We start from the raw sequence: 20278 nt of genomic DNA, 5'->3' as shown, positions 1-20278 counted from the left end.
CATCGAGGGCTTCAAATTACATTAGCACTAATGCAAATGGCAAGCCGGTACGCAGATGAACGCGGCAGGACCGGCCAGAGCTTGCGCCCTGCCCGGTCCATTGCGCGGTCAGACCTGAGCCATGCCGCCGTCGACGAACAGCTCGATGCCGTTGATGAAGCTGGCGGACTCCGAGGCCAGGAAGGCCACCGCCTTGCCGATCTCCCGCGGCTCGCCCAAGCGGCCCAGCGGTACTTGGCTGGCCAGCGCGTCGAACAGACCCTGGCGGGCTTCTTCGGGCACCAGGTCACCCAGGCCGGGAGTGCGCACCGGGCCGGGGCTGACGACGTTGACGCGGATGCCACGGTCCTTGAGGTCCAGTGCCCAGGAGCGGGCGAAGTTGCGCACGGCGGCCTTGCTGGCGCTATAGACGCTGAAGTTGGCAGTGCCCTGGATCGAGGTGGTGGAGGAGGTAAGGATTACCGACGCGCCATCGGTGAGCAGCGGCAGCGCCTTTTGTACGGTGAACAGTACGCCGCGCACGTTGGTGCCGAAGATGCGGTCGAAGTGCTCCTCGGTGATCGCACCCAGCGGCAGCATGTCGCCGCCGCCGGCGTTGGCGAAGAGGATGTCCAGACGGCCGGCGCTCTTCGCGATCTGCGCATACACCGCATCGAGGTCGGCGAGCACCGAGGCGTCGGCGCGGATCGCCGTGGCGGCCGGGCCGATGGCTTCCACGGCGGCGTCCAGTTCGGCCTGGCGACGGCCGGTGATGAACACGCGGGCGCCCTGCGCGGCGAGCTCCTGTGCGGCGCCGAGGCCGATGCCAGTGCTGCCGCCAGTGACCAGTGCAACTTTACCAGTGAGGGACTTGTTCATGATGAGCTCCTGAGATTCGCGGTTGAGGGTTCTGCCTCGCAGCCTGCGTCTGGTGCGGCTTTGCGGTGAGGCATGGCGCTACTCTAGGGCTCGTTGATTGATGGAAAAAGCGCATACAATGGAATGACTATCCATAGCCATGGATAATAAAATGATCCCTTCAGAGGAATTTCCATGGATCAGCTCCAGGCCATCCGCGCCTTCGCCCGCGTCGTGGAAGCCGGCAACTTCACCCGCGCCGCCGACTCGCTGGACATGCCCAACGCCACCCTGAGCAAGCTGGTGCAGGAGCTTGAGGCGCACCTGGGCGTGCGCCTGCTGCAACGCACCACGCGGCGCGTCACGGTGACACCGGAAGGCCAGGACTATTACGCCAAGGCCACCCGCGTGCTGCGCGACCTGGAAGACATCGACTCGACGTTCAACATCGCCCGCAGCAAGCCACGCGGCCACCTGCGCATCGACGTCGGCGGCTCCACCGCGCGTGACGTGCTGGTGCCGCTGCTGCCGGACTTTCTCGCGCGCTATCCGGACATCCGCATCGACCTGGGCGTGTCCGACCGCTCGGTGGACCTGATCGGCGACAACGTCGATTGCGTGATCCGTGGCGGCGCGCTGGACGCCTCGTCACTGGTAGCGCGCGGTATCGGCCAGGCAACCATGGTCACCTGCGCCTCACCCGAATACCTGCGCCACAACGGCATCCCCGCCTACCCCGAGGAGCTGCGCAACGGCCATCGGCTGGTCAGCTACCTGTCGCCGCAGAACGGCCGGGCGGTGCCCTTCCGCTTCGAGCGTGACGGCGAACGCAGCGAGCTGAAACTCGAACACCGCATCGGCGTCAACGAAAGCAACGCGCACCTGGCCGCCTGCGTGGCCGGTCTGGGCATCGTCCAGACCTTCTCCTACGCCGCCGCAAGCGCCCTGCGCGACGGCACGCTGGTGGAGATACTGGCGGACTGGCGCCCGGCCCCCTACCCCTTCCACGTCGTCTACCCGCACAACCGCTACGTCACGCACCGCCTGCGGGTGTTCATCGACTGGCTGGTCGGGTGCTTCCCGGCGAAGGTCGCCGGCTGAGTCCTCAGGGCTGCTTGTCGGCCATCGACTCGAGTAGTTCGGCCGAAGGCACGAAGAACAGGCTGCCGGTCACCGCCTTGCTGTAGTCCAGCAGGCGGTCGTAGTTGCCGGCCGGGCGGCCGACGAACATGTTTTCCAGCATCTCCTCCACCGGCGCCGGCGAGCGCGCGTAACCGATGAAGTAGGTGCCGAACTCCCCGGCTCCGGGCCGGCCGAACGGCATGTTGTCGCGCAGGATCTTCACCTCCTGGCCGTCCTTTTCCAGGGTGGTCAGCGAACTGTGCGAGCAGCTGGGCTTCACATCGTCGCCCAGCTCGATGTCGGCCAGCTTGGTGCGCCCGATGATGCGTTCCTGGGCTTCAGTGGAGAGCTGGTTCCAGCCGGTCATGTCATGCAGGTACTTCTGCACCAGCACATAACTGCCGCCGGCGAAGCTCGCGTCCTCGTCGCCGATCAGGGTGAAATGCGCGACCTCGCGGCCTTCCGGATTCTCGGTGCCATCGACGAAACCGATGATGCTGCGCATGTCGAAGTAGCGGAAGCCCTGCACCTCGTCGACCACCGTGACCGCATCGCCCAGGCGCCCCACGAGTTGCGCCGCCAGCTCGAAGCACAGGTCCATCTGCTCGGCGCGGATGTGCAGCAGCAGGTCGCCCGGCGTGGACACCGCGACCCGCTCGCCGCTGCCGATCTCGCGGAAGGCATGCAGGGACGCCGGGCGTGGAGCGCCGAACAGCGCATCCCAGGCCGCCGAACCGAAGCCCACCACGCAGGACAGGTTGCCCGTCGGTACACGCTTGCCGACCGAGCGCACCAGCGCGGCAACGTCTTCGCAGAGTGCGCGCACCGGGCTCCAGTCCTTGCCCGGCGTCAGGGTGGCGACGAGGAAGATCGCGCTGCGGGTGATCGGGCTATCGACGGATTGGGGTTCGGGGGATTCGTTGAGCATGGTTTCCATTCGCCGCCAGTGGAATCAGGGGGATGAGATTATCAAAGCAGCCCGCTCGCAGCGTTGACAATGCGGGTTGCAAAAAACAAAGGGCCGGTCTTTCGGGCCGGCCCTTCGCTCAAACGGATGCAGCGTCGCTCCCTAGCGCATCGCCGCCAGCTTGATGCCAAAACCAAGCAGGCAGGCGCCGGCCAGGCGCTCCAGCAGATTGGCCACCCGCGGGTTGGCGCGCATGCGCTCGGCCAGCTTGTGGGTCAGCAGCACAGCCACCAGCCCATAGAGGAAGGTCACCACCGCCACGGTCGCCGCCATGAAAGCGAAGGTCACCAGCCCCTGGTGCTTCACCGGATCGACGAACAGTGGCAGGAAGGCCATGTAGAACACGATGGCCTTGGGGTTGAGCAAGGTGATCAGCATCGTCTGGCGCAGGTAGTGACCGTTGTCCAAGCGGCTCTGCCGCGGCGCATCGCCGGGCTTGCTCATCAGCATGCGCAGGCCCAGCCAGGCCAGGTACCCCGCGCCGAGCCATTGCACCGCGTGGAAGGCCGCCGGGTAAGTCGCGAGCAGCGTCGCCACGCCCGCCACCGCCATCCACAGCAACACCTGGTCGCCGAGGATCACCCCGCAGGTCGCCGCGAGGCCAGCCTTCACGCCGCCCTTGCCGGTCGCGGTGATCAACGCGAAATTGCCCGGACCGGGGATCGCCAGGAGCACCACGAAGGCAATCAGGAAGGCGCCGTAATCGGTCACTCCGAACATGGGGAAGGCTCCTGGGCAAGGCAAGTCAGATGGGTAGCGGCGAGTTTACCACTCCAGTTTGCTGACGCTGCCTGTCGCCTTGCCGGACCAGGTCCGGCTAAAACAGGCTTCGACCAGGAGACGGCACTGCCTTCACCTATGAACAGCATCGAGCACCGTTTCCGGAATCTTTCCAAAACCGTCGGCTGATTACATAAATTCATTGTTCGCCCATCTGTCTGGCCGTTGGGCGTCATGCAAGAATGTGCAGACATTGGCCCATTGACGGGCGCTGGAATGCTCCGATCGTCTTCGATGGAGTGCCCTTATGCAGTGTGTGATCCACGGATGGATGACCAGCCCCCTGCTGTACACGCTGATCGCCGCATCCCGCTGTAGCTGTACCCATTCTCCCTTTCCCGTTTCACTCGACGCCTCCCGCGCCGGGCGAAGACTGCTGCCTATTTAATGGACTAAGACCATGGCAAAAATGTCGTCTGACGGTCGCACGCGCGACCGTGTTTTTGGGCTGGTGATGCTGATTGCGGTGGGTGTGCTGGGGATCTGCGGGGGGCCGGCGGGGCGAGCGCACGCGGCGGCGTCGGCAGTGGTGCCAGCGGCCGCCGGGGACGCCCAGCAAACGGGCAAGGCGGACAAGGCAACGGCGCAGCCGAAATTCGACCTGGAACGAGCAGCCGGCGAGCCCCGCAACGGCAACTCGGCAATCGTCCTGCAATTCAACCGCCCCCTGGCGCCGGTGCAGAAGTTCCAGGAACTGATATCCCTCAGGCGCGGGAAAAACTACGCCTACGGTTACTGGGTCCTGAGTGAGGATGGCAAGACCCTGTTCTACCCCAACGTCACGCCCAAGGGCAGTTACCAGGTGACGATCAATGCAAGCCTGAAGGCGGCCGACGGGACCGAACTGGGAGAGGAAGTAGTCAGCGAGGTGGCGGCGGGCGAACAGCCGGCCAGCCTGTCCTTCGCCTCCTCCGGCAGCGTTCTGCCGGCACGCGGCAGTCGCGGCCTGCCAGTGGTTTCCACCAATGTGCAGCGGGTCAACATCGAGTACTACCGTATTCGCGAAGACGCCTTGTCGACCCTGTTCTGCCTGTACCCCAACAACTCGCAGCGCAGCCGCTACGACCTGGGTGGCAGAAGCTACCGAACCTGTGAAGGGCGCCCCGTACAGGGCGGTCTGGACGATCTGGGCACACCGGTGTACGCCAACTACTACACCCTCAAGAGCGAGACCGATGTACGCAACCTGACCTACATCCCCATCCAGAACGTGCCGCAACTGGCCGAGCCGGGGGTGTACATGGCCGTCCTGCGCAACGCCGAGATGGGCAGCTACAACCTGGGGTCGAGCGTGTTCTACGTCAGCGACCAGGGCCTGCACGTGCGCCTCTACGAGGACAATGCCTTCCTCCATGTGGCGTCCCTGCAGAACGGCAAACCACTGGCCGGGGTGCAGGTGAGCCTGAATGACGCGCACGGTGCCACCCTGTTCAGCGGCAGGACCGACAAGAGCGGCAACCTGCAGATCACCCACAAGGTCGAGCACGACCATGTGCTGATCGCGCGCCAGGGCAAGGACATCTCGGTGCTGCCCTTCAACCGGCCGGCACTGGACATCTCCAACTTCGATGTCAGCGGGCGTCCGCAGGCGCCCGTGGAAATCTTCACCTGGTCCGGCCGCGACCTCTACCGCCCCGGCGAGACACCGCGCGTTTCGGCCCTGCTGCGAGACTTCGACGGCAAGGCACTGCCCGCGCAGCCGCTGTTCGCGCGCCTGGTCCAGCCCGACGGACGCAAGCTGGCGGACGTGCGGCTGGAGGCCGGGGCCCTCAACCAGTTCGAGTGGAGCCAGGCCATCGCCAATGACGCGCCCACCGGCAGCTGGCAGCTGGAATGGCGGCTGGACCCGGCGAGCGCCAAGGCCGTGGGGGTCTTCAACTTCCAGGTGGAAGAGTTCCTGCCCGAACGCCTGAAGCTGGAACTCGCCAACGGGCAGTCCTACCTCAAGCCCGACGAGGCGTTCGAGCTGAAGGTGAAATCCAGCTATCTGTATGGCTCCCCCGCCGACGGCAACCGCTTTACCGCCAGGCTCGCGGCAAAGGCCGAAGTGCATCCGCTGCCGAACCTGACGGACACCTACTTCGGCAACCCGTTCGCCAAGGTCGTCAGCAGCGACAAGTTCGCCATCGACACCGAACTGGCCGCTGATGGCACGCTGGAGCAACAGCTGCCGCTGCCCGCCGAGGTGAAGCCGGACCGGCCCTACAGCCTGGTGCTGACCGGCAGCGTCTATGAAACCGGCGGGCGTGCAGTCACCCGCTCACTCAGCCGCACCTATTGGCCGGCCAATGCGCTGGTGGGTGTACGCCCGCTGTTCGACACCAAACAGGGTGCCAATTCGCTCTCTGAAGCGCCCTTCGAAATCCTGCGCGCCAACATTGCGGGCGAACTGGTGGCCGGCAGCAAACTGAAAGTCCGCCTGCTCGAAGAAGATCGCTATTCCTACTGGTACCGCGATCGCGGAGACGACTGGCAGGCGCAGCAGGACGTCGACCTGGAGCTGGTCGAGGAGCGCGTGCTCGACGTCCCGGCCGGGCAGTCCCTGAAAGTGAATTTCCCGGTGCGCTGGGGCTCCTACCGCCTGGAAGTGACGGACCCGCAGACCAACCTGACCAGTGTCTTCCCGTTCCACGCCGGGTACAGCTGGGAAGACGCGAACTCCGGCAAGGAAGCACTCCCGGACAAGGTCAAGGTAGCGCTGGACAAAACCGCCTATCGCGCCGGCGACACCCTGAAAGTCACGGTTACCCCGCCGCAGGAAGGCCCTGGCCTGCTGCTGGTGGAGTCCGATCACCTGCTCTACAGCAGGACGATCCAGGCGAAGGCCGGCGCCACCTTCGACATTCCGGTCACGGCCGACTGGGAGCGCCAGGATGTGCACGTGGTTGCGCTGGTGTTCCGTGGCGGCATGGCCAAGGACCTCACCACGCCGGCCCGTGCCATCGGCATCGAGCACGTCACGATGCAGCGCAATGACCGGCGCATCGGCCTGAAGCTGACCGCACCCGGCCAGGTGAGGCCGCAGGAGCCGCTGGAGGTCACCGTGCAGGCCGATGGCCTGGCCGGGCAGAAGGCTTTTGTCCGGCTGACCGCCGTGGACCAGGGCGTGCTGAATATCACCAACTACCCGGAGCCGGACGCCTGGAGTTGGCTGTACAGCAAACGCGCCCTGGGCACGGAGGCTTACGACCTGTATGGCCGGCTGATCGAGGCGATGAAGGGCGATACCGCGCGCCAGAGCTTTGGTGGTGATCTGGTGGGCCGCCCGCTGCCCAAAGCTGCGCGCCTGAACCCGCGCGTGCAGATCGCCGACCTGCTGGCCGAGCCGGTGCAGTTCGACGAGCAGGGCAAGGCATTGGTGAAACTGGATGTGCCGGACTTCAACGGCAGCCTGCGGGTATCGGCCCTGGCTTATGGCGAGCAGAGCTATGGCAATGCGAGCACCAGCGTCACGGTACGTGCGCCACTGCTGGTGGAGCCGAGCATGCCGCGCGTCATGGCCGGCGGCGACCAGGCGCAGATCAGCCTGGACGTGAAGAACTTCTCCGGCAAGAGCGGCGTCGCCAGGATCAGCGTGCGCGGCAGCGGCCCGATCGAGGTTCAGGAGGGCGAGCAGAACGTGGCGCTGGAAGATGGCGCCGGCGCGACCTTGCGCCTGCAGGTGAAGGCCCAGCCCGGCGTCGACGTCGCCAAGCTGGATATCCAGGCCGGGATCAACGACTACAAGGTCCAGCGGCATTTCGAGTTCGCCGTGCGCAGCGCCTGGCCACAGACCGTCCGCAGCGTACCGATGGCCTTGTCGGCCCAGCAGGAAACGATACTGGATGCCTCGTCGGCGCAGGGGCTGGTCGCCAGCACCCTGAACGGCCAGCTGACCCTGAGCACGCTGCCGCCGCTGCCCTACCGCCAGGCCCTCGAGGGGCTGCGCTACTACCCTTACGGCTGCATCGAGCAGACCACCAGCGGCGGCTACGCGGCGCTGGTCATGGACAAGAAGACCGTCAGTAGCCTGAACATCGACGGCTACTCGGAATCAGTCCGGCGCAGCACGGTCAACCGAGCGCTGGCGCGTATCGCCTCGTTCCAAACCAGCAGCGGCCACTTCACCTTCTGGGGCGGCAGCTCATCCATCGTCCCGTACATAACGCCCTATGTGGTGGACTTCATGCTCGATGCCCGCGATGCTGGCTTCGCGGTACCTGAAGCGGCCCTGCAGAAGGCTCTGGAAACCCTGAGCGAGGACCTGATCTCGGGCGACATAAGTTACTTCGACCAAGGCCAGCGGGCGCACCTGGATTTCGCTTACCGGGCCCATGCCGCCTTCGTCCTGGCGCGCGTCAATCGCGCCTCGCTCGGGGCGATGCGCACCCTGTATGACAACCACCGGCAAGACGTGGTGAGTCCATTGCCCCTGGTACACCTGGGCATTGCCCTGAAACTGATGGGCGACAACGAGCGTGGCCTGCACGCCATTGCCCAGGGCTTCGACTGGAGCGCGACGCGACCGGTCTTCGTCGGTGACTATGGCTCGGAACTTCGCGATCTGGCGGTAATGGTGGCGCTGACCCATGGCTATGGCGTCAACCGACCCGAGTACGACGCAAAGCTGGTGGATTGGGCAAGGCAGGCCAATTCCCGCGTTCTGGACGCCAAAGCAGGCAGCTATTACTACGGCTGGAGCTGGTACTACATGAGTACCCAGGAGCGCGTCGCCATCGCTCGCATACTGCAAACCTTCAACGACCACCCGGCGCCGTTGTCCGTCAGTCTGGAGGTGGGCGGCAAAGGCGTGGAGGTTCCGGTCGGCAGTGTTTTCTGGACCCGAGAGGTGAGCCCGGCGGACCTCGCCAGCGGCGTGAAGCTGAAACCCACCACGGACGCACCGGTATTCGCCAGCTTCGATGTGGCGGGCATCAGCGAACAACCGCCGGTGGACGACGGCTACGGAATGCAGATCGAGCGTCAATACTTCCTCCCCGACGGCACGCCATGGCAGGGCAGCGCATTGAAGGAAGGTGACAGCCTGATCGTGCAGCTCAAGGTGCATTCGAACTGGAATGTGGTGGACGCCATGGTGACCGACCTGCTGCCAGGCGGCCTGGAGGTGGAGAACCTCAACCTCAGCGGGACGCAAGCCTGGGCCAATGTCGTGGTGGATGGTATTCCGATGGAGCGATATGAGCGCGAGGCGGAGATCGTCCATCAGGAATACCGCGACGATCGTTATGCGGCCGCCGTCAAGCTGCAAGCCTGGCGGGACAGCAGGTTGTTCTACCTCGTGCGTGCCGTGACGCCAGGGACTTACACCGTCCCGCCGCCGCAGGTCGAGGACATGTATCGCCCGGCCATCCGCGGTATTGGAGTCGCGCCGATGAAGACCCTCACGGTGGGGAGCCCATGAAGTCAGCCAGGGTGCGCCGCTACGTCCGCGCACTCGGGCTTTCGATGGGCGTTGCGCTGCTCGGCGCGCTGTTGCTCGACCGGCTGTTCCCCCTGCCGCTACCCGCCGGCGAAGGCGGCAGCAGCGTGGTGCTGGCCCGTGACGGCAAGCCATTGCGGGCCTTCGCCGACGAGCAGGGCGTCTGGCGTTACGAAACCAGCGCACAGCAGGTATCGCCGCTGTACCTGCAGGCGCTGCTGGGCTATGAGGACCGCTGGTTCTACCAGCACCCCGGCATCAACCCCTACGCCCTGGCGCGCGGCGCGCTGTTGTCGCTGCGCCATGGGCGAGTCATTTCCGGCGGGTCCACCCTGACCATGCAGGCGGCGCGTGTGATCTCCCCGATTCGCCATGACTACAGCGGCAAGCTGTTGCAACTGTTTCGCGCACTGCAACTGGAGGCGCACCTGAGCAAAGACGAGATTCTGGGCCTGTACCTCAATCACGCGCCCTTCGGCGGTGCGATCGAGGGGGTGGAGGCGGCGTCCTGGGCCTACCTGGGCAAGTCCGCCAGCCAGCTGTCCCATGCCGAGGCGGCATTGCTCGCGGTGCTGCCCCAGGCGCCGAGCCTGCTTCGTCCGGACCGCCACGCCGACGCGGCGCGCGTGGCCCGCGACAAGGTGCTGGAGCGCATGGCTGCACAAGGCATCTGGAGCGCCAGCGAGGTACGGGACGCGAAAATGGAAGCGGTGATTACCCGCTCCCTGCGTTCGCCCCTGAATGCCGCCCTGTTGGCCGAACGCCTGCACCAGCGGCAACCTGGCGCGCAACGCATCCAGAGCACCATCGATGCCTCGCTGCAACGGGCGGTCGAACAGCGCGTGGGCGACTACGTGGGTCGCCTGCCGGCACGGACCTCCGCGGCGGTACTGGTCATGGACAACCGCTCCCTGGAGACACGGGTGTACGTCGGCACCGCCGCCTTCGCCGACCCCAGGCGACTGGGTCATGTGGACATGGTGCGGGCCTGGCGTTCACCGGGCTCGACCTTGAAACCCTTCCTCTACGGCATGGCGCTGGACGACGGGCTGGTGCATTCGCAAAGCCTGCTGGTGGATGCCCCGCAGGATTTCGGCAGCTACCGCCCCGGCAACTTCGATGAAGCCTTTGCCGGACCGGTCAGCGTCACCGAGGCCCTGCAGCGCTCGCTGAACGTGCCGGCGGTGGACGTACTGGACCGCGTCGGCCCCGCACGTTTTGCCGCGCAACTGGCGGCCGGCGGCCTGGAGTTGCGTCTGCCGCCGGGTGCGCAGCCCAACCTGGCGATGGTCCTGGGCGGAACGGCGGCCAGGCTGGAAGAACTGGTGGGTGTCTACAGCGCACTGGCCAACGGCGGCGTGGCCGGCGCGCCACGCTATACCCCGGAACAGCCCCTGCGGCAGCGCCGACTGCTGTCACCGGGCGCGGCCTGGATAGTGCGCGACATGCTCGCCAGTCACCCGGCCGAGCTGCCCGGCATGCCCCTGCAGAACAGCGCCACCGCACGTGCCCGCCTGGCCTGGAAGACCGGCACCAGTTACGGCTACCGCGATGCCTGGGCCATCGGCGTCACCGACAACTGGACCGTCGGCATCTGGGTCGGTCGCCCCGACGGCACGCCCTCCCCCGGGCAATACGGCAGCATCACCGCCCTGCCCCTGCTGTTCGCCGTCAACGCCATGCTGCCCAATCCCGGCGGCACGCCGCGCTTCACCCAGCCGGCCAGCGTGCAGGCCATGGACATCTGCTGGCCGCTGGGCACCGCCGCCAGCGCAACCCCTGCCGACCTGTGCCGGCAGCGCCGCAGTGCCTGGGTGCTCGACCATTCCGTACCGCCCACCTTCGCCGAGCGCGGCGTGGGCGTCTGGGCCGGCGGCCTGCTCAAGCTGCGGGTCAATGACGCCGGCCAACGCCTCAGCGCCGGTTGCGCCGACGAAGCGGAGCGTGCCCTGCAGATCGCCCGCTGGCCTGCCCTGGCAACACCGTGGCTGAGCAGCGCCGACGAGCAGGCCGCCACCGTGCCACCGTTGAAACCGGGCTGCGCGGCGGACTCGCTGGACAGCAGCAGCCCTATCCGCATCGCCGGCCTCACCGATGGCAGTACCCTGCGCAAACCGTCCAACAGCACGGCCCCGCTGCGAATCACGCTGCAGGCGCTGGGCACTTCCGCCCAGGTGCAGTGGCTGCTCGACGGCCGCCTGCAAGCCAGCAGCGAAGGTAGCGAGACGGTGAACATCACCCTGCCCAGACCCGGTGCGCATCAGGTGACGGCACTGTCCCGCCAAGGACCTTTTGCCCGGTTGTCGCTGACGGTACTGGCGCAGTGAAGCGCCAGCCGTCACACAACAACCGGCTCCCAGCGATCAGTAGCCGGTAGCCGCCTTCTCGATAGAGCGCGCCACGGCCTCGGGATGCGAGACCATGACCACATGGGAAGCCCCGCTGACCACCTCGACGTCCTTCGCCTGGGCGCGCTGGGCCATGAAGGCCAGCGCCTGCGGCGGGATGTTACGGTCCGCATCGCCATAGACGAACCACGACGGAATAGCCGTCCAGGCAGCCGCGCCGGCCTTCTCGTTCAACGCCGCCTCGGTGACCGGCCGCTGCGCCGCCGCCATCAGCGCGGCTTCGCCAGCGGGAACATCGGCGGCGAATTGGTCGTGGAACTTGTCCTGCTGGATGTACAGGTCCTTGCCGCCATCGGCCAGCGCGACCGGCGCGGCCAGGGTCGGGCCGAGGGTGCTGCCGGGGAACTTGCCGGCCAGCCCGGCGGCGCTCTCGCCCTTCTGCGGCGCGAACGCGGCGACGTAGACCAGCGCCTTGACGTTGGCCCGGTCACTGGCTGCCGCGCTGATCACGTTGCCGCCGTAGGAATGACCCACCAGCACCACCGGCCCCTTGACGCTGCCGACGATGTTGCCGATGTACGCGCCATCGCTGGCCACGCCGCGCAGCGGGTTGGCGGCAGCGATCACGCTGTAGCCGTCCTTTTCGAGGATGCGGGTCACGCCGTTCCAGCTGGAAGCATCGGCGAAAGCGCCATGCACCAGCACCACCGTCGGTTTCACCGGAGCCGCGAAAGCGCTGCCGACCAGCAGGCCGCTGGCGAGCGCCAGGGCGGTGAGGGTCATCTTCATAGTGGATCTCCTTGCTGAGGATGTGAGGAATAAAAAGCCCCGCACGGCGGCTCGGGGGAATCTCGGACCGTGCGGGGAACGCTCATGCCGAGCGGGGAAAATCGGAAGACTGGCTCAGTTCGCGCCACAGGCGCAGCTCAGCCAGGCGTGCCTTGTCGGCGTTCTCGATGGCCTGCAGCGCATCGCTGCCCAGGGCCAGGCGCAATGGCGGACGATCCATCCAGGCCACTGCGAGGATCGCCTGCGCGGCGCGCTGCGGATCGCCCGGTTGCTGACCGTCGTAAGCGCGTTGCCGGCGCGCGACCGCACCGACCACGGCGTCGTACTCGAAGCGCCCTTCCGAGAGCGTCGTCGAAGCGCCGGCAAAGTCGGTGCGCAGGCCGCCAGGCTCGATGATCGTCACCCGCACGCCGATCAGCGCCATCTCGCGCGCCAGCACTTCGGAAAAGCCCTCCACGCCCCACCTCGCCGCCGAATAGGGCGCACGCCCTGGCGCGCCGATGCGCCCGCCCACCGACGACAGCTGGATGATGTGGCCGCTGCGCTGTCGGCGCAGAAGCGGGATCGCCGCCTTGGTGACGATGATGGTGCCGAACAGGTTGGTCTCGATTTCCCGGCGGAACTCCTCCAGCGAGGTGTCTTCCACCGAGTTGACGTTGCCGAAGCCGGCGTTGTTGACCAGTACGTCGAGCCCGCCGAACTCCTCGACCATCTGCCCCACGGCGTCCTGCGCGGCGGCCGGGTCGGTGACGTCCAGCGGCGCCAGGCGCAGCGTCTGCGGGTAGAGCCGGGCGAGATCGGCCAGGGCATCCGGATCGCGGGCGGTGGCCAGCAGACGGTGCCCGGCCTGCAGCACGGCCTCGGCCAGCGCGCGGCCCAGCCCGCGGGAGCAGCCGGTGATCAGCCATCGTTGGTTCATGGGGACCTCCACCTCTTTCAAAGTGCAGTGCTCAAGGAGCAGCTATCAGGGTGCGTAGCGGGTGAAGACCAGGTCGTGGTCCTTCACCCGCGCCTGGTGACAGGCCAGGCAGGTCTGGTGCTGCGCCTCGTCGGCGGGCTTGCCGTCGATGAAGCGGGCGAAGCCCCAGCCGCCGGTGGCCGCGTACTTCTTCGAGTCCTTGACCATGAACTGCACGGTGGTGGCCGCACCGGGAACCGACGCCGGCTCGAACTCCGGCGACTGCACGTGCTTCCAGGCGAGCTTGGCCAGCACGCTGCCGTCAGGGAACGGCAAGGTGCCGGCGCGGTAGGCCTTCATGGCGATGTCGTTACCCAGCACGGCGCGCAATTCGTTCAGCGGCGCCGCCTCCTGGGCGGGCGCCACCAGCTGCCAGTTCCGGTAGCCCTCGGGCATGCGCACGCCGTAGATCGGCGAGGCGTCGCCGTCAGCCCTGGCGCCTGACGCCACCAGCAGGGCGAAGCCGGCCAGGGCGATACGGCGCAACATGGTTCCTGTGATGTTCATGGCGGCTCTCCGGCTCACAGATGATCGGCGTCGACCACCGCCTTGACGAAAGCGTCCGGCGCCTCCTGCGGCAGGTTGTGACCAATGCCACCGGTGATCAGGCGGTACTCGTACTTGCCACTGAAGCGCTTGGCGTAGGCCTCGGCCGGCGGGTGCGGCGCACCGTTGGCGTCGCCTTCGAGGGTGATGGTCGGCACCTTGATGCTCGGGAATGCCGAGAGTTTCTTCTCCAGCTCCGCATAGCGCGGCTCGCCTTCGGCGAGGTTCAGGCGCCAGCGATAGTTGTGGATGGAGATCGCGCCGTGGTCGGGGTTGTCCAGGGCCTGGGCGCTGCGCTCGAAGGTGGCGTCGTCGAACTTCCACTGCGGTGAAGCCAGTTGCCAGATCAGCCTGGCGAACTCGTGGCGGTACTTGTCGTAGCCGGCCTTGCCGCGCTCGGTGGAGAAGTAGAACTGGTACCACCACTGCAGCTCGGCGGTCGGCGGCAGCGGCGCCTTGCCCGCTTCCTGGCTGCCGATCAGGTAACCGCTGACCGATACCAGCGCCTTCACCCGCTCCGGCCAGAGCGCCGCGACGATGTCCGCCGAGCGCGCGCCCCAGTCGTAGCCGGCCAGTACGGCGCTCTTGATCTTCAGTGCATCCATGAAGTCAATGACGTCCACTGCCAACGCGGCCGGCTCGCCGTTACGCCGGGTCGAGGCGGAGAGGAAGCGCGTTTCGCCGTAGCCGCGGGCATAGGGAACCAGCACGTGATAACCCTTGGCGGCCAGTTGCGGCGCCACTTCGGTGTAGCTGTGGATGTCGTACGGCCAGCCATGCAACAGGATCACCACCGGGCCGTCGGCCGGACCCGCTTCGGCGTAGGCGACATTGAGCAAGCCGGCATTGATGTGCTTGAGCGTGCCGAACGCCGGATCGGTCGACGGCGCGGTAGCGGCCTGCGCCACCGAGCAGGAGGTGAATTGCGCGAGGGCGATGGCCAGCGCCGAGGCGCCAAGGTACGGATGCTTGAACAGGGTCATCAGGAGTCTCCAGGACAGGCGTGCGGCCTGCACGGTGGTTGCCGGCGTTCGGCGGGAATCAGTGGCTGGTGAGGCTGGCTCGCAGCGGGCGGAATGCCTCGCGCAGCTCCTCGCTGAACAGCTGCGGCTGTTCCCAGGCGGCGAAGTGGCCGCCCTTCTCCACCGCGTGGAAGTACGCCAGCGAGGGATAGGCGCGCTGCGCCCAGCTTTTCGGCGCGCGGTAGATCTCGCCGGGGAACACGCTGATGGCCACCGGCACCTTGATCTGCGCGGTTTTCTGCGCGGCGGCGCTGAAGTTGTTGTTGTTGTTTTCCCAGTAGAAGCGCGAGGAGGAAGCGCCGGTGTTGGTCAGCCAGTAGAGCGAAATGTCGTCGAGCATCTCGTCGCGGCTCAGCACGCGCTCGGGCTCCCCACCGCTGTCGGTCCAGGCGGCGAATTTCTCGTACATCCACGCGGCCATGCCGGCGGGGGAATCGGCCAGGGAATAGCCGATGGTCTGCGGGCGGGTCACCATCATCGCGCCATAGGCGGCATTGCGGCCGAAGAAGGTGCTCAGCGCGTCGAAGGCGCGGCGCTCGTCGGTGCCCAGCCCGGCTGGAGCCGGAGCACCGCTGTTGATCGGCCCGACCAGTTCCGGCGGCACCGTCGCCGGCATGTTCAGGTGGATGCCCAGCAGGCCGGGCGGGGCCAGGCGGCCAAGGGCATCGGAGATCACCGAGCCGTGGTCGCCGCCCTGGGACACATAGTGGCTGTAGCCCAGGCGCTTCATCAGCACGTCCCAGGCGCGGGCCACCCGGTCCGGGCCCCAGCCGGTGGCGGTCGGTTTGCCGGAAAAGCCGTGGCCGGGGATCGCTGGGATCACCACATCGAAGGCGTCTTCCGCGCGCCCGCCATAGGCCACCGGGTCGGTCAGCGGGCCGATGGTCTTGAGGAACTCCAGCGGCGAGCCGGGCCAACCGTGGGTAAGGATCAGCGGCATGGCGTGCGGTTCTTTCGAACGCACGTGGATGAACTGGATGTCCACGCCATCGATGCGAGTAATGAACTGCGGCAGCGCGTTGAGCCGGGCTTCGGCGCGGCGCCAGTCATAGTCCGTGCCCCAGTAGTCCACCAGCGCTCGGACTTTTTCCAGCTGGATGCCTTGCGAGGCATCGTTGACCGTCTCGCGGTCCGGCCAGCGCGTCGCGGCGATGCGCCGGCGCAGATCGTCCAGTTGCCCCTGCGGCACCTGGACGCGGAACGGCCGCACGCTGTCATCGGCGCTCGCGGCGCTGCTGGCAATGGCGGTTGCGGCAAAGGTTTGCTGCAGCAGGTGATGCTGACCGTCGCCGAGCAGGAACAGGCCCACGGCGGAGGCCATGAGCGTGCGGCTGAAGCGGCGACGAAACTCTTGCGATAACGCGACGGCTGGCATGGTCGATCTCCCTGAGTCACTGGCCGACGGATCGGCGACCTGCAGCGATCTCAACAAAGCCCGGGAGGTGCCGCGATTGCACCATGGTGTCGGTCGATACCTTGGTATCGGGCCCGGCGCGTGAAGCACATGCGGTGTCGCGGCCGACACCTAGGTATCATTGGCAGCCCCGCCAGCAAGGCGCATGCTCGCCCCACGGCTAGCGCCGGGAGAGGACCGGTATGCACAACGAAGTCGTCGACAAGCTGCCCGACATGGCGTGGACCGCCAGCGTCGAAGGCCGCCTGGAAAGCGTCAACCAGGCCTGGCGCCTTTATGCCGGGCGCGACCCCGACGCCCTCGGCGAGCATGCCTGGCAGGCGTTGGTGCATCCTGACGACCTGCCGGCGCTGCAGCGCGGCTGGAGCGCCATCTGCCAGTGTGGCGTTGCCCATGACCTGCAGGCCCGCCTGCGCCGGCACGACGGTGTCTATCGCCGCTTCCTGCTGCGCGCCCGCCCGCTCACCAACGATCTCGACGAGCCCGCCGGCTGGTGCGGCCAGAACATCGATATCGAAGACCTTCTGCCCGCGCCGCCCTTGACCGTGACGCGCGAGACCCAGGACCTGATCGACAGCATTCCCGCGCTGATCTCGCTGATGACGCCCAGCGGCGAACTGGAGTGCGTCAACCGGCACAACCGCGAGTACCTCGGCGCCAGTTTCGACGAGCTGCGGCGCTGGACCAGCTCTGACACCATCCACCCCGACGACCTGCCCTGCGCGCTGGCCGCCTGGAAGCACTCGGTGGCCAGCGGCGATCCGTACAACTTCCAGCAGCGGGTGCGCGGCGCGGACGGCATCTACCGCTGGTTCCACGTGCGCGGCCTGCCCCACCGCGATGCCGAGGGGCGCATTCAGCGCTGGTTCGTGCTGAAGGTGGACATCGACGAACAGCGGCGCGACCAGGCCTTGATCGCCCAGGCGCAGACGTCGCTGGCCCGTGCGCTGGAAGAAGTCAGCGTTTCCGAGGACCGACTGCGCACCCTGATTGACGCCGTGCCCGGCTTCGTCTGGCGCACCGACCCGGGCGGCAGCGTGGAGTTCCTCAACCAGCGCTGGTTCGACTACACCGGCATGACCCCGGAAAGCGCCGCCGGCGTTGGCTGGATGACCGCCCTGCACCCTGAGGATGCGCCGGCCCTGGGCGTCTACTGGCAAGGCCTGCTGGAAGCGGGCAGCGCCGGCGAATTCGAAGCGCGCCTGCGCCGCTTCGACGGCAGCTACCGCTGGTTCCTCATCCGCGCGGTGCCCCAGCTGGACGCGGCTGGCCGCGTGCTGAAATGGTACGGCGGCAACACCGACATCCATGTGCGCAAGCGCGCCGAGCTGTTGCTGGCCGGCGAAAAACGCCTGCTCGGTCTGATGGCCGGCGGTTGCGCCCTGCCGCAGGTGCTGGAAGCCCTTTGCGACCTGGTGGAGGCCAACCTCGAGGGCAGCCGCTGCGCCATCACCCTGGTCGCGCCGCGCCATGGCCGCTTGCCGGAAGCGACGCTGCGCCTGCAGGCCGGCGCCGCACCGCACCTGCCGGCTTCGATGTACGGCGGCGCGGACGGCCAGCCGGCGAGTTCGCAAAGCAGCCCGCAGGCACTGGCTGTGCTGCAGGGCGCCACCGTGAAGATCGATGACCTGCAGCGGGAAGTCCGCTGGCCGCTCTGGCGGCAACAGGCGCAAGCCAGCGACCTGCACGCGCTGGCGGCAGTGCCGGTGGTGGCCAACCACGGCGAGGTGAGCGGCATCCTCTCGGTTTATTTCGGCCAGCCCCAGAAGTTGGACGAAAACCAGTGCGCGCTGATCGGGCAGTTCACTCACCTCGCCAGCATCGCCATCGACCGCGCCCGCAGCGAAGCGGCCCTGCGACAGAGCGAAGCCTTCCTGGCCAAGGCCCAGCGCATCAGCCTCACCGGCACCTTCTCCTGGCGCGTGGACAACGACGAGATCGCCTGGTCGGAAGAGATCTACCGGCTCCTCGACCTGCAGCCGGGCCTGACGCCGGGCTTCGATCTGATCTTCTCGCGCATCCACCCGGACGACCGCGCCACCGTGGAAGCCATGCTCAGGCGCCAGCGCCGCGACGGCTGCGACTTCGAGCATGAACACCGGCTGCTGCTGCCCAGCGGCGCCGTGCGCCACGTCCACCTGGTCGCCCAGGCCACCCGCGAAGCCGACGGCGCGCTGCTGTACATCGCCACGGCGCAGGACGTCACCCAGCGCCGCCTCGCCGAGGAAACCCTGCACCGGACCCGCGCCGAGCTCGCCCATGTCGCCCGCGTCGCCAGCCTGGGCGCGCTGACCGCGTCCATCGCCCACGAGGTCAACCAGCCGCTGTCGGGCATCATCACCAATGCCAGCACCTGCCTGCGCATGCTCGGCTCGCAAACCCCCAACCTGGAAGGTGCCCGGGAAACCGCGCGGCGCACCATCCGCGACGGCAACCGCGCGGCCGACGTGATCAAGCGCCTGCGTGCGCTGTTCGCCCGCCACGAAACGGTCAGTGAACAGGTGGACCTGAACGAGGCCACGCGGGAAGTCATCGCCATGCTGCACAACGAACTGCAGCGCCACGGCGTGACTGTGCTGCCCACGCTGCAGGAAGAGTTGCCCGCCGTGAGCGGCGACCGCGTGCAGCTGCAGCAGGTGATCCTCAACCTCATCCTCAACGCCATCGATGCGCTGGACGAAGTGCACGACCGCCCCCGGCAGCTGCGCATCAGCACCGGCCATGACCTGGACGCGAGCATCTTCCTGGCGGTACGCGACAACGGCGCGGGCTTTGCGCCGGAGGACGCCGGCCGGCTGTTCGACGCCTTCTTCAGCACCAAGCAGTCGGGCATGGGCATCGGCCTGTGGGTCAGCCGCTCGATCATCGAGCACCACGCCGGCCGGGTCTGGGCCACCACCCACGACGGGCCGGGCTCCACCTTCATCTTCGCGCTGCCCCCGGCATCGCCCAGCCACGACCAACCGATGGAGATCCGCTGATGGCCACGCCCCTGCTCGTGTCGGTGGTCGATGACGACGAATCAGTGCGCGAATCCCTGCCGGACCTGCTGCGCGAGTTCGGCTTCGAGGTGAACGCGTTTTCCTCGGCCGAGGACTTCCTCGCCTCGGAGGCGCTGCAACGCACCCGCTGCCTGATCCTCGACGTGTCGATGCCGGGCATGAGCGGGCCGCAGCTGCAGAAGGAACTGGCGCAGCGGGCGATCCCCGTGCCGATCATCTTCATCACCGCCTACAGCGACGCAACCACCTGCCCACGCCTGCTCGCCCTGGGCGCAGTGGCCTGCCTGCTCAAGCCGTTCAGCGAAGCGGAACTGCTCAAGGCGCTCAGCGCCGCCCTGCCGGTCGGCTGACAGCCCGGTCGACGCCACTCGGAGGACATGGCATGTTGCACCACTCTCCCCTTCAACCCGGCTCATCCCCGCGAACGGAAACCCGGTCCATGTCAGAGGCGACACCCATCGTCTACGTGGTCGACGACGACATCTCGGTGCGCGAATCACTGGAGCTGCTGATCCGCTCGGCCGGCTGGCAGCCGGTGCTGTTCGAGGCCGCCAGCGCCTTCCTCGACCAGCCGCCGAGCCTCGCGCCGTGCTGCCTGGTGCTGGACGTCAACCTGCCGGACCTCAACGGGCTCGACCTGCAGCGCAGCGTGGCCGGCGAGCGCCCGGCGATGCCGATCATCTTCATCACCGGCTACGGCGACGTACCGCTCACCGTGCGTGCGATGAAGGCGGGCGCGGTGGAGTTCCTCACCAAGCCGTTCGACAGCGACACGCTGCTGCAGGCCATCACCGACGCCCTGGAACACAGCCGCGCAGCGCTCGGCCAGCAGTCCCGTCTCGACGCCCTGCGCCAGGCCTACGCCCTGCTCACCAGCCGCGAGCGGGAAGTACTGGAGATGGTGGTGGCCGGCCGCCTGAACAAGCAGGTTGCCGCCGACCTGGGCATCAGCGAGATCACCGTGAAAGCCCACCGTGGCCGGGTCATGCGCAAGATGCAGGCGCGCACGCTGCCAGACCTGGTGAACATGGCGGCACTGCTCGCCATCGGGCCGGCCGAGAGCCGCTGAGATCG

The 20278-nt window shown here is 67.2% G+C and carries 14 protein-coding genes; 6 read left to right on the top strand and 8 right to left on the bottom strand.

Annotated features, from left to right (window positions below; all coding sequences use genetic code 11):
- Positions 1-108: 108 nt before the first annotated feature.
- A complete protein-coding gene (locus IB275_RS13650; RefSeq protein WP_081516898.1) occupies positions 109-858 on the bottom strand; it encodes an SDR family NAD(P)-dependent oxidoreductase in 750 nt (249 codons plus the stop codon).
- A 174-nt stretch (positions 859-1032) separates the two neighbouring features.
- Between IB275_RS13650 and IB275_RS13645 the strand changes: the two genes are divergently transcribed.
- Positions 1033-1938, top strand: a complete 906-nt coding sequence (locus tag IB275_RS13645; protein WP_192295574.1) for a LysR family transcriptional regulator — start codon at positions 1033-1035, stop codon at positions 1936-1938.
- Between the two features lie 4 nt (positions 1939-1942).
- Here the strand turns inward: IB275_RS13645 and IB275_RS13640 are convergent, their stop codons facing one another.
- Both IB275_RS13640 and IB275_RS13635 read right to left on the bottom strand, forming a co-directional pair.
- Positions 1943-2887, bottom strand: coding sequence for a Dyp-type peroxidase (locus tag IB275_RS13640; protein WP_192295573.1), 945 nt, complete (start codon positions 2885-2887; stop codon positions 1943-1945).
- A 141-nt stretch (positions 2888-3028) separates the two neighbouring features.
- Positions 3029-3646, bottom strand: a complete 618-nt coding sequence (locus tag IB275_RS13635) for a LysE family transporter (protein ID WP_151186798.1) — start codon at positions 3644-3646, stop codon at positions 3029-3031.
- A 460-nt stretch (positions 3647-4106) separates the two neighbouring features.
- On the opposite strand from IB275_RS13635, the gene IB275_RS13630 reads away from it, so the two are divergent.
- The gene (locus tag IB275_RS13630) at positions 4107-9107 is read left to right on the top strand and encodes an alpha-2-macroglobulin family protein (protein WP_192295572.1); all 5001 of its coding nucleotides are present in this window, start codon (positions 4107-4109) and stop codon (positions 9105-9107) included.
- Complete coding sequence (pbpC, locus tag IB275_RS13625) at positions 9104-11452, top strand: penicillin-binding protein 1C (RefSeq protein WP_225607867.1); 2349 nt, start codon at positions 9104-9106, stop codon at positions 11450-11452. The genes IB275_RS13630 and pbpC overlap by 4 nt, the downstream gene beginning before the upstream one ends.
- 36 nt (positions 11453-11488) lie before the next feature.
- On the opposite strand, the gene IB275_RS13620 is transcribed toward pbpC, so the two are convergent.
- From IB275_RS13620 to IB275_RS13600, 5 genes are all read right to left on the bottom strand, one after another.
- Positions 11489-12262: an alpha/beta fold hydrolase gene (locus tag IB275_RS13620; protein ID WP_192295571.1), complete on the bottom strand. Its 774-nt coding sequence runs from the start codon at positions 12260-12262 to the stop codon at positions 11489-11491.
- An 82-nt stretch (positions 12263-12344) separates the two neighbouring features.
- Entirely contained in the window at positions 12345-13181 is an 837-nt protein-coding gene (locus tag IB275_RS13615; RefSeq protein WP_192295570.1) for an oxidoreductase, read from the bottom strand.
- A 45-nt stretch (positions 13182-13226) separates the two neighbouring features.
- Positions 13227-13727 carry a cytochrome P460 family protein gene (locus IB275_RS13610; protein ID WP_192295569.1) on the bottom strand — a complete coding sequence of 167 codons (501 nt, stop codon included), beginning with the start codon at positions 13725-13727 and terminating at the stop codon, positions 13227-13229.
- 14 nt (positions 13728-13741) lie between these two features.
- Positions 13742-14749: an alpha/beta fold hydrolase gene (locus IB275_RS13605; protein WP_192295568.1), complete on the bottom strand. Its 1008-nt coding sequence runs from the start codon at positions 14747-14749 to the stop codon at positions 13742-13744.
- A 58-nt stretch (positions 14750-14807) separates the two neighbouring features.
- A complete protein-coding gene (locus IB275_RS13600) occupies positions 14808-16163 on the bottom strand; it encodes an epoxide hydrolase family protein (protein WP_192295567.1) in 1356 nt (451 codons plus the stop codon).
- A gap of 221 nt (positions 16164-16384) precedes the next feature.
- On the opposite strand from IB275_RS13600, the gene IB275_RS13595 reads away from it, so the two are divergent.
- From IB275_RS13595 to IB275_RS13585, 3 genes are all read left to right on the top strand, one after another.
- The gene (locus IB275_RS13595) at positions 16385-19183 is read left to right on the top strand and encodes a PAS domain-containing protein (protein WP_192295566.1); all 2799 of its coding nucleotides are present in this window, start codon (positions 16385-16387) and stop codon (positions 19181-19183) included.
- Positions 19183-19554, top strand: coding sequence for a response regulator transcription factor (locus IB275_RS13590; RefSeq protein WP_192295565.1), 372 nt, complete (start codon positions 19183-19185; stop codon positions 19552-19554). Before IB275_RS13595 ends, IB275_RS13590 begins: the two co-directional genes overlap by 1 nt.
- Before the next feature lie 89 nt (positions 19555-19643).
- Positions 19644-20273, top strand: coding sequence for a response regulator transcription factor (locus IB275_RS13585; protein ID WP_168190511.1), 630 nt, complete (start codon positions 19644-19646; stop codon positions 20271-20273).
- The last annotated feature ends 5 nt before the right edge of the window (positions 20274-20278 follow it).

It is taken from the genome of Pseudomonas sp. PDM21 (assembly GCF_014852505.2).
GTDB lineage: Bacteria > Pseudomonadota > Gammaproteobacteria > Pseudomonadales > Pseudomonadaceae > Pseudomonas.
The sequence above is the reverse complement of the archived record's forward strand: the minus strand, read 5'-3'. Positions and strand labels throughout refer to the sequence as shown.